The 10271-nt window shown below is 42.9% G+C and carries 9 protein-coding genes; 1 reads left to right on the forward strand and 8 read right to left on the reverse strand.

Annotated elements, in window-relative coordinates; all coding sequences use genetic code 11:
* From WS42_RS13300 to WS42_RS13320, 5 genes are all read right to left on the reverse strand, one after another.
* Window positions 1–1250, reverse strand: a 1250-nt coding sequence (locus tag WS42_RS13300) for a SusC/RagA family TonB-linked outer membrane protein (protein ID WP_286728649.1), incomplete at its 3' end; no start/stop codon positions are given.
* Between the two features lie 124 nt (window positions 1251–1374).
* Window positions 1375–2553: a FecR family protein gene (locus WS42_RS13305; RefSeq protein ID WP_022160131.1), complete on the reverse strand. Its 1179-nt coding sequence runs from the start codon at window positions 2551–2553 to the stop codon at window positions 1375–1377.
* Between the two features lie 89 nt (window positions 2554–2642).
* Window positions 2643–3200 carry an RNA polymerase sigma factor gene (locus WS42_RS13310; RefSeq protein WP_022160132.1) on the reverse strand — a complete coding sequence of 186 codons (558 nt, stop codon included), beginning with the start codon at window positions 3198–3200 and terminating at the stop codon, window positions 2643–2645.
* A 79-nt stretch (window positions 3201–3279) separates the two neighbouring features.
* Window positions 3280–5472, reverse strand: coding sequence for a glycoside hydrolase family 20 protein (locus tag WS42_RS13315; protein ID WP_162613280.1), 2193 nt, complete (start codon window positions 5470–5472; stop codon window positions 3280–3282).
* A 10-nt stretch (window positions 5473–5482) separates the two neighbouring features.
* Complete coding sequence (locus WS42_RS13320; protein ID WP_229032375.1) at window positions 5483–6082, reverse strand: RNA polymerase sigma factor; 600 nt, start codon at window positions 6080–6082, stop codon at window positions 5483–5485.
* Between the two features lie 210 nt (window positions 6083–6292).
* On the opposite strand from WS42_RS13320, the gene WS42_RS13325 reads away from it, so the two are divergent.
* Window positions 6293–8380 carry a M3 family metallopeptidase gene (locus tag WS42_RS13325; protein WP_087381428.1) on the forward strand — a complete coding sequence of 696 codons (2088 nt, stop codon included), beginning with the start codon at window positions 6293–6295 and terminating at the stop codon, window positions 8378–8380.
* A gap of 88 nt (window positions 8381–8468) precedes the next feature.
* Here the strand turns inward: WS42_RS13325 and WS42_RS13330 are convergent, their stop codons facing one another.
* From WS42_RS13330 to WS42_RS13340, 3 genes are all read right to left on the reverse strand, one after another.
* On the reverse strand, window positions 8469–8765 hold the full coding sequence (locus WS42_RS13330; RefSeq protein ID WP_046403536.1) for a hypothetical protein: 297 nt from the start codon (window positions 8763–8765) through the stop codon (window positions 8469–8471).
* A 193-nt stretch (window positions 8766–8958) separates the two neighbouring features.
* Window positions 8959–9372, reverse strand: coding sequence for a hypothetical protein (locus WS42_RS13335; protein WP_140403428.1), 414 nt, complete (start codon window positions 9370–9372; stop codon window positions 8959–8961).
* Between the two features lie 78 nt (window positions 9373–9450).
* On the reverse strand, window positions 9451–10271 hold an 821-nt coding region (locus WS42_RS13340), incomplete at its 5' end, for a hypothetical protein (protein ID WP_286728653.1).

A 10271-nucleotide genomic window follows, 5' to 3' on the forward strand; every position in this document is an offset into this window, starting at 1 on the left:
ACCCCGCTTTTGACCCGTTTCAGACGATCGGCATAATCCATTCTCAACTTCTGTTGAGTATCCATATATTCGGATTCATAAAGTCCACCGGCCACCTCCGCTTCCAGCTTTTCCCTGGCATTCAACAGATGATAATCCGATAAATCAGGTGCACTGATAGCCACGTTCAGATTATAAGAAACCCTCAATTGGCCTTCCTGCGGAGCCTTGGTTGTCACGACCACCACTCCGTTGGCAGCTCTTGATCCGTAGATCGCTGTGGCAGAAGCGTCTTTCAAAATCGTCACACTCTCGATACGGTCCATATTCAAGTCGAAGATTTTCTCCACATCCACCTCATATCCGTCCAGAATAAAGGTTGGCAGGTTCGGATCATTTTTCAAATTGGCTTCCGACAGTCCTTCAGCACCAAATCCGGAATTTCCCCGAATCCGGAAATTCGGCATGGAGTTCGGATTAGACCCCATATCCACATTGTCTTTCAAACGGAAAGAGGGATCAAACACCTGTAAAGCACTGAGCAGGTTATTGGAAGAGACTTTTGCCAATTCATCCTTACTCACCACTACGGCATTTCCGGTAAAACTGTCCTTATTTTTAGTAAAATATCCATTTACCACCACTTCTTCCATTTCAGCCACATCTTCCTCCATCACAATATTCAGTACAGGCTGTTTCGTATATTTTACCTCCTGTTTTTTCATTCCGGTAAATGAGAACACCAGAACCATATTTTCCATCTCAGGCAACTGCATTTTAAACTTACCGTCTACATCGGTCGCCACCCCGATGGTAGTACCTTTAATAAAAACGGAAACACCCGGCAGCGGATTGCCTTCCTTGTCTTTAACGGTTCCCTGCAAATCGAGGGCAGTCTGAGGGAGAGCGCTACGGCGGTTGATGACGATGATCTGGTCCAGCAGTTCATAGCGCAAATCCGTCCCCTTCAAGCATTCATCCAAGACCTTGGAGATTTTTGCATCGGTCATCTCGATGGATACCGGTTTCAAGCCATTCAACTGTTCGTTATTATAAACGAAAGTATAACCGCACTGAGCTTCTATAAGTTGAAAGATCTCATGCAAAGCCGTCTCTTTCACCCGGATACTTACCGTGCCGGTTTGTGCGTAAGACATAGCCGATACCTGCATCATACCGGCCCAACAAAGAAATAAAATCAACTTCATTTTTCTCAAAAATTTTCCGGGAATACCCTCTTCCGGATACCACCTTTTTCGATTTTTTTTCATAAATTTGTTTTTAACAGATTAAACACCTTGTTGTTTAATTTAGCCACCGGAAAGGACCAGTTTCCGGTGGCTAGTCTTTTATTAAAATTATAATATTTGCTTTCCTCACGAAATATAGGGACGTTTATTCAGATACGATTACCGTTCGCCCAACCACACTAAAATGTACCAGGTGAGTACGTTCCAAAAATTTCAACACTTCATTAATCGTAGCATGCCGGGGAATATTGCCCGTAAAATGCAAATCTTTTACTGCCGCATTCTGGTAGAAAATTTCAAAATCATACCAACGAGACAAGATCGACATGACCTCTTCCAATCGTTTTTCACGAAATACAAATCTTCCATCCTTCCAGGCAATCTGCTCGTAGACATCCGATTTCACTATTTTCACCCCTCCCTGATCGACATTAGCTTCAAAACCGGGAGAAAGCGAATAAGCCTTACCGGCGACATTCAATTTTACCGCGCCCTCGACCAAAGTAGTCTTAACCGCCTCATCATAAGCATGTATATTAAATGAAGTACCTAAAACCACGACCTCCACCCGATCTACCTCTACCCGGAAAGGTTTAGCTTTATTTTTAGCCACTTCGAAATACGCTTCACCGGCCAACTTCACCCTTCTTTCATCGCCTACAAAAGTGTTCGGGAATTCGAGTTTCGAATCGGAATTCAACCACACTTTCGTACCATCCGGTAAAATCAGTTGATATTCTCCTCCCCTCGGCACCACGATCCAACTTTTTTCCACCGCTACTGCTTTATCGGCCAACGAATCACCGGGCAATATCATAACTCCATCTTTTTCCTCTTTTAAAACCATCCCCTCGATTCGTTTCTCCTGCTTGTTCCCGGTATTTCCCAAGGCAATCCGTTCACCGCTTTTCAACTCGATATAAGCTTGTTTATATCCCGGACAAATGGTATCCATAGAAATAGCGGCCAATGTCGATTCCTGAGGCTGTGACACCTGAGCCCTGAAATACAACCATACCCCCAGGCATAATCCGAAGAAAACAGCTGCATAACGCGCCACCCGAATATACCACAAACGACGGGAAGAGCCGATACCCGTCTTCCGGCAAATCACTTTCCAATCGGTTTCCTTTTCTTGCCGTTGCCGATATTCCAACTTTGCAAACAATATTTTTTTATCCCTGATTCGCTGAAAAGTTTCCCGATGTTTCGGCGATTCATCCAACCATACCCGCAATTCTTCCTCTTCGGCAACACTAAGGTTGTCTTCCAAATAATTTTTGATCAGGAAAATTTTACGCTCTATTTCATCGTAATTATTCATAACGTCACAGACTTTTAGCTCTTTTAACTATAATACAATTAAAAAGGCCAAGAGAATGACAAGGAAAGTAAAAAAAGAGAAAAAAATTATCACAGTCCCAACAAGACTGTGATAATGAAAAGATTATCTAATTTATTTTTTAATGTTTTTCGGGCCCTGGCTTTATGGGTTTTCACCGTATTCACAGAAATCTGCATGATTTCAGCAATTTCGAAATTATTTTTTCCCTCCATATGGAAATATACCACTTTCCTTTGTTCCTCGGGTAATTTTTCAATTTCTTGTGCAACAATACGATGTACTTCTTCTTCAATCACTGTATCTTCGAAACCCCCTTCTTCTTCCATTTGCAGATACTCCTGAATATATTTTTCCTCGACCCGTTTACTTTTCAAGTAGTTGAAACAGCGGTTACGAACCACTTGATAAAGAAACATTTTCAGGTGTAGTTCAGATTCTATAATCATCCGGCTGTTCCACAAAACAATAAAAGCTTCCTGAACGATATCATGCATTCTTGTCTCTTCTTTTATAATCCGCACCACCCAAAGACATAATGCATGATAATATTTCTCGTAGTATTGCCGAAAAATACGTTCATCTCCCTGTTTAAATAATGTGAACCGATCTTCTTTCTCCTCTACCATAAAATAAAACATCTTACGGCCTACGAAGATAGAACAATATTTTCAACAAACACGCTCTGTTTTTCAAATTTCCTTTTGCCTACTCGATCTTCAAATCCTGTAAAACCAATCGTTCTTCGTATTGAGGTTCGGTAAACACGATACGCAAAGCCTTGATCGGAACCGTACAGATCACTTCACTGTCCCCTTCGGCATCGAACCAGCCGGAACGTATAAAACGCTCTCCATCCGTAGATATTTCGACAATAGCATGGGTAATGATATAATGGCTGGTCTGGTAAGCTCCACTCTTAATCGTTATTTTACGGCAATCCAAAGGTTTTTCGAATTCGAACAAAACGGTATCCCCGTCTTTTACCCGCCGATTACTTCTGAAAAAAGTTTTTTCGTTTCCATCCGCCAGCAACTGGGCCGGACATTTCGGATGAGCATCGATAGTCGTCGTCACCTTCATCTCCGGATGCAAGTACTTTTCGATACCGACAGCAATACTTCCCCAATGCGGCGTAAAAAATGTCTTAAACCGATAGTTTTCAGGTTGTTCTGTCTTTATCTCACCGGTATACAACGGAGAGAAACAGGTCGGTTCGTTACCATCGGCCGTGTAACGAATCACTGCCCCTGGGTAAGGAGCCGCTGCGGTCAATACCCCGTTCTGATGAGTAACTTCCGGGAAAGGTACCCGAAAACGAATGCCTTTCTGATACAAGCGCATATAATGACTCCTATCCAGACGTCCCTTGAAATCGGTCCATTCTCTTTGCTCCTGGGGTGTCCATCCGATTTCTGCCGTAACGCACAAACGCGGGAACATCTGATATTCACAATGCCAGGCCGGACGATCCATCATTTCCGACCAGATCGCCCCTTCCACTCCCAGCACATTTTTTCTTTCAGCCGGTTTCAGGCTATCGGGAATCAAGGGATTAAAAGCATATGCTTTCTCTGTAGGCACCATCCCTGCCCAATAATGTCCGCGTTCCAGCGGGGTCTGTCCCATATCGAAATAACAGTATTCCCCAGGCATCATCACTACCGGTAATCCTTTCCGGGCAGCAGCGATACCATGGTCCAGTCCGATCCACGAGAAGACTACCGTACCCGACGGCAGTTCTCCTCCGTCCATAATCTCACTCCAGCCTCCCATTTTCTTCCCTGCAGCTTCGACTAATTCCGCTACCCGGTGGATAAAATAATTCTGTACCTCGGCAGGTTTCTCAAAATGCTTCTCTTTCATCAATCCGGTACACCGGCGACAGTTTTCCCAATACTCCATCTCTACTTCATCCCCTCCGATATGGATATATGGACAAGGAAACAAGCCTGCTACTTCTTTCAGGATATCCCCCAGGATTTCGTATCCCCGTTCATTGGCAGCACACCAGGAATTCTGCGACAATTCGTGCTTCCCGGGATCTATATAATCACAAAGAATTTCAGGATAAGCAGCAGCTACCGCCCGGCTGTGTCCCGGCACTTCGATTTCCGGCATAATCATCACCTGCCGTTTAGCAGCATAACCGACCACTTCCCGGATCTGTTCCTGCGTATAGAAACCGCCATAACGGTAGTATCCCGAACAAAAAGTAGGTTTTAACTTTTCGTTCGGTCCCCTCCATGCACCGGTACGGGTCAGCTCCGGATATTTTTTGATCTCTATCCGCCATCCCTCATCATCCGTCAAATGCCAGTGAAAGACGTTCATCTTGTGCATAGCCAGCCAATCGATACAGTTTTTAATAAAATCTACCGAATAAACCTGACGGCATACATCCAGTGAAAATCCACGCCATCCGAACCGGGGATAATCTTCAATTTGCACTCCGGGAACGGTCCAGCTTACCGGTTGTACTTCAGTCTGAAAGATTTCGACAGGAAGCAATTGCAACAACGTCTGGATGCCATAGAATATTCCTTTCTCCGAAGCCCCTTGTATACGCACCCCCCACTCGGTAACTTCCAACCGATAGGCTTCTTCAGATAATTTCTTCAAGCTCTTATCGAGGCTTAAACGAATAGCCGGCTTGCTTTTTTCCGCTTTATTACTCACTGCTAAACGATACCCCATAGCCGGTTGAAGATAATCTGCCAACAACTCCCCACAAGTTTTCAAATCGTCATTCACCACAATGGAACAGGCGGAAGTGATATCGAACCGGCCATCGGTTTCTACTAATTTCACCGGCTTAGGTACGATATCGATGGCAGCCTCTACATGCCGCAAACTAACACAACCTAAAAACACGACTAACAGAAAAAGATTTCTTATCATAACATTCGAATTAAAGGTGATCATATATTGGATTCTGTTCTCTACATTCAGCATGCAGAAGATAAAAATAAAATATTAATTCTTGCTTATCTTTCAACAGTTCTCTCAATTCCCGCATGCCTTGCTTCAATAAAGTCTTTACTGTATTTACCGACACCCCCAATTCCTCGGCCGCCTCTTTATACATCTTCTCCTGCAACATAACCACCGTAACCACGAGACGGGTTTTATCGGGTAATTTTTCCAAGGCTCCCCGGATCAGTTCCACCGCGGAATCGTCCAAACGTTCGGCCTCTTCCAAAGCGATCTGATAATGAAGAAGATCCAGGCTTTTTACAGGTAATCTCTTCTTCTCGAGCCAGTTGATACAGGCATTTTTCACTACGGTAAACAAAAAAGTACCCAATGCCTCGGGAACGATACCGGCAAAGGTCTGTTTCGACCATAATTTTACCATTTGTTCCTGTACCAAATCTTCTGCACTCTGCAAATCATGCAAATACGATTCGGCAAATACCACTAAGGGTCTGTAATACCTTTCGAACAAGGCATCCATACCGAGCGGTTCTTTTTCCCGAAGTGTTTGCAATATCTTTGAATCTGACAACATGCCGGACATAAATGATGGACAAATATATATAATTTTAACTACAATTTATAATTTTAAAACTAGTGTAAAGTCCGATCCTGGTATAATTTATAGCAAAGCCATTGTTTCCGCTTTATTTTCCCAATAATATAAACTTAGTACAGATTTTGAAGATTAATTTTTACTTTTGCCGTAAACAAAACAGAAATATAAATGAAAACGATAATTTGTATGACGACACTTATCTTATCGATAACTTCGTGTAGCGAAAAGCAGGCCGGCAATCCTTTGCTGGAGCATTTCACTACCCCTCATCAAACCCCTCCTTTCGACCGCATCGAAACCCGGCATTACGAACCGGCTTTCGACCAGGCCATCGAGGAAGCCAAGCAAGAAATTAAAACGATTTCAACTTCGGCAGAAGCTCCGGACTTTGAAAATACCATTGTGGCGCTCGATCAGGCCGGAGAAAAACTGAGCACGATTTCTTCGATTTTTTTCAATCTAAACTCCGCCTGCACCAACGAAGAGATGCAACAGATCGCCCAACGGGTTTCGCCGAAACTCACTGAATACGGAAACAGTGTATACATGAATCCGGAACTTTTTGCACGGGTGAAAAAAGTATACGAATCCCGGGACCGGCAAAGTCTGACACCGGAACAATCTACTCTTCTGGAAGATACGTGGAAATCCTTTATTAAAGGAGGAGCCAACCTGGAAAGTGCAGCCCAGAAAAGATTTCAGGAAATAGCCATGGAGTTATCCCAACTGGGATTAAAATTCGACGAAAATACCCTGGCCGAAACCAACGGATTCACCCTCCACATTACCGACGAAAAAGATCTGTCAGGTCTTCCTGAAGGAGCGGTCGAAATGGCTGCGATGACGGCAAAAGAAAAAGAATTGGAAGGCTGGCTGTTCACTTTGCATGCCCCCAGTTACATTCCTTTTATGAAATATGCCGACAACCGGGAATTGCGGGAAAAAATGTACCGGGCTTATGCTTCAAGGGGAAACCGGGATAACCAATACGACAACAAAGAGGTGATCCGGAAGATGGTTACTCTCCGCCTGGAAAAAGCACAACTATTGGGCTATCCGACCTATGCCGAATACGTACTCACCGACCGGATGGCCCAAAACACGGAGACGGTGAATACCTTCCTCGGTCAGCTGCTGGCAGCTTCCCATCCTCATGCCCTGGCCGAAAAACAGGAAGTAGAAGAATTTGCCCGGCGTCAGGGATTTAAAGGCGAATTACAACGCTGGGATTGGGCCTATTATTCCAATAAATTGAAACAGGAAAAATACGCGCTCGACGACGAAATGCTAAAACCCTATTTCAAACTGGAAAATGTACAGCAGGGGGTATTCGGATTAGCCAACCAATTGTATGGCCTTACTTTTAAAGAAGTGGACAATATCGCCAAATACCATGAAGATGTAAAAACCTTCGAAGTATACGACCGGGACGGCCGTTTTCTTGCCGTCCTCTATACGGACTTTTTCCCACGCGAAAGCAAAGGCGGTGGTGCCTGGATGACCGAATTCAGAGGCCAGCATAAAAAAGACGGGCAGGACGTACGGCCGCTGGTTTCTCTGGTGATGAACTTTACCAAACCGACAGCCAGCAAACCTTCCCTACTGACCTTCGACGAAGTGACCACTTTCCTGCACGAGTTCGGACACTCCCTTCACGGGATGTTATCCCAATGTACTTATAATTCTACCGGAGGGACCAATGTCTACCGGGATTTTGTCGAGTTACCTTCTCAGATTATGGAAAATTGGGCACTTGAAAAAGAGTGGCTGGATACCTGGGCCGTACATTACCAGACCGGAGAGAAAATTCCCCAGGAATATATCACTAAGATCCACGAAGCAGCCAACTTCCAGAGTGGTTACCAAAACGACCGCCAATTGAGTTTCGGCCTGGTCGACATGGCCTGGCATTCGGTCACCTCTCCTGTCAACGGTTCTATCCAGGCATTCGAAAATCAGGCAATGGCTCCGACCGAATCCTTTCCGCCCGTAGACAGCAGCTGTTTTTCTACCGGTTTCGGCCATATCTTCGGAGGAGGTTATGCTGCCGGCTACTACAGCTATAAATGGGCGGAAGTGTTGGATGCAGATGCTTTCTCGGTTTTCAAACAACAAGGTATTTACGACCAGGCTACCGCCGAATCTTTCCGGAAAAATATCCTGGAAAAAGGCGGTTCCGAACACCCGATGATACTTTATAAACGCTTCCGGGGCCAGGAACCGACCATCGACGCATTGCTGGAACGAAGCGGACTGAAAAGTAAATCAGAATAGGACCTTCCACTCTAAAATCAAGTACAAACTTGCTAACAGCAATATAGATATCCGACAAAATAAATAAGTGAAACCAGTCTATCTGATTTCACTTATTTTCTAAAAGGGAATTCAGGTATTCGGGAGTTATTTCAGAAATAGTTACTTTTTTGCCTTGTTCTTTCAACCGTTGAATTTGCAGATTCGTCTTCTGCAAATTCTCCGATAAAGATCTGAAAACCCTTTCAGAAACCTGAATCTCCTGCGCATTTGTCAAATCACACACGTAGGCATCGTCCACCACTTTCACATGACTATAAAAACGATACAAAGCCACAAACATCTGAGCCGAATCTTCGGCAGTTACCGAAGCTTGAATTTGAGTCCCCGGAAGAAATTTCGACATATCGACGTCTAAAAACTTGTTTGTTTTGACGTATTGTTGGCGTAAATTGATCGAACTAGTCCTTTGCTTCTTATCCTGCTCATGCGAACACGATACAAACAAAACAAAACCAAGTAGATATCCTAAATAATTTCCCGACATTTTATAAAAATAGATTAAAACGTATCAATCAATTCTATTAGAGACAAAAAAGTCAATACGGTGCCCATGTCGCGACAAAACCTACATTTATATTACCCTCTCGTTCATAATATGAGGCATCAAATTTAAAAACCCACAGAAAAGGCAATTCATGCTCGGGAACGTCAACATAAAATGGAGTTCCCATCGTATGCCGATAAGGAGGTAAAACAATATACTCTTCACCCTTTTGCAATTGTAAACATTCATAGAATGCAATAACCGGAATAGAACTATTATTCCCTATCGACACACTAATATAATTATTTCCCCAAAAAGTAAAAGTTTTACTCCCTGACGGGACACCCATAATAGTGGTTCCGAACGAAGTCTCAACTCTTGCTGTACTCGTGGTAAAAGAACTTAAAATTAAAGAAATAGCAATGACACTAATCATCGATCTTAATTTCTGAATTGTACTTTTCATAATCCATTTGGTTTAGGGAATGATCTTCCTTCAAATAATAGAGGAGGAAGATCATTCAATGTAATAATAAATTATTTATTATTCTTCCTCATCATCTTCTACAGGAGGAGGTAAAGTTGCTTTGTACTCATTGTATTTCTGACGGAATTTATTTCCAGCTGCCTGTATATCCCAATTATATTTTTTAAAGAATTCGACAATAACTTTATATTTAGCAGTTCTGGCTATACTGTTGTCTAAATAATCCTTTTTGATGTTATCATAAGATTCCATAACTAAAAGACTAAGCCAATCTCCAAAATCTGTTGTAAATTTTCCAGAACCGGCTCCAGACAGGAATCCTCCGTTTTTACATAATTCATCGATTGCTTTATCATATTTTTCTTCATCACCGTCTTTTTGATATTGCTCTCTGATATTATCATAAGCTTCCCCATTATCATAAGCTTTTCCAGCCAATACAAATTCTTTGATCGGTTCATCGAAACGCTGAGCGATCATTGTCCCGAAATTTTTCCAAATCAAACCCGAAATCAGAGAATCCTGATAATAATAATCCGGGTTAGCCTCTTTAGTGACAGGCAAAGCTCCCTCCATTTGGTTCGGCCAACACAGTACAAACCGACTTCTTCCTAATTGTGCGTAATCAGCTGCCCACCAACTACCATTATAGGTTTTTACAAAAAATAATTCCAACGGGAAATAAGCTTTTGCAAACTCTTTGGAAACATTGCTCAATAAGGTCTGAGAAAAAATAATCGCATTTTCACGACAAGTATCATCGATCATTGTAGCTCCCATACGGTTATTAACATCTTCATACAAATAAGCATTGGTCACTTCATGCCAATCTGTGAAATCCATTCTCACCCAAAGGCCATAATCGTTATACATTTCTT

It is taken from the genome of Odoribacter sp. N54.MGS-14 (genome assembly GCF_000980295.1).
Taxonomy (GTDB): Bacteria; Bacteroidota; Bacteroidia; order Bacteroidales; family Marinifilaceae; genus Odoribacter; species Odoribacter splanchnicus.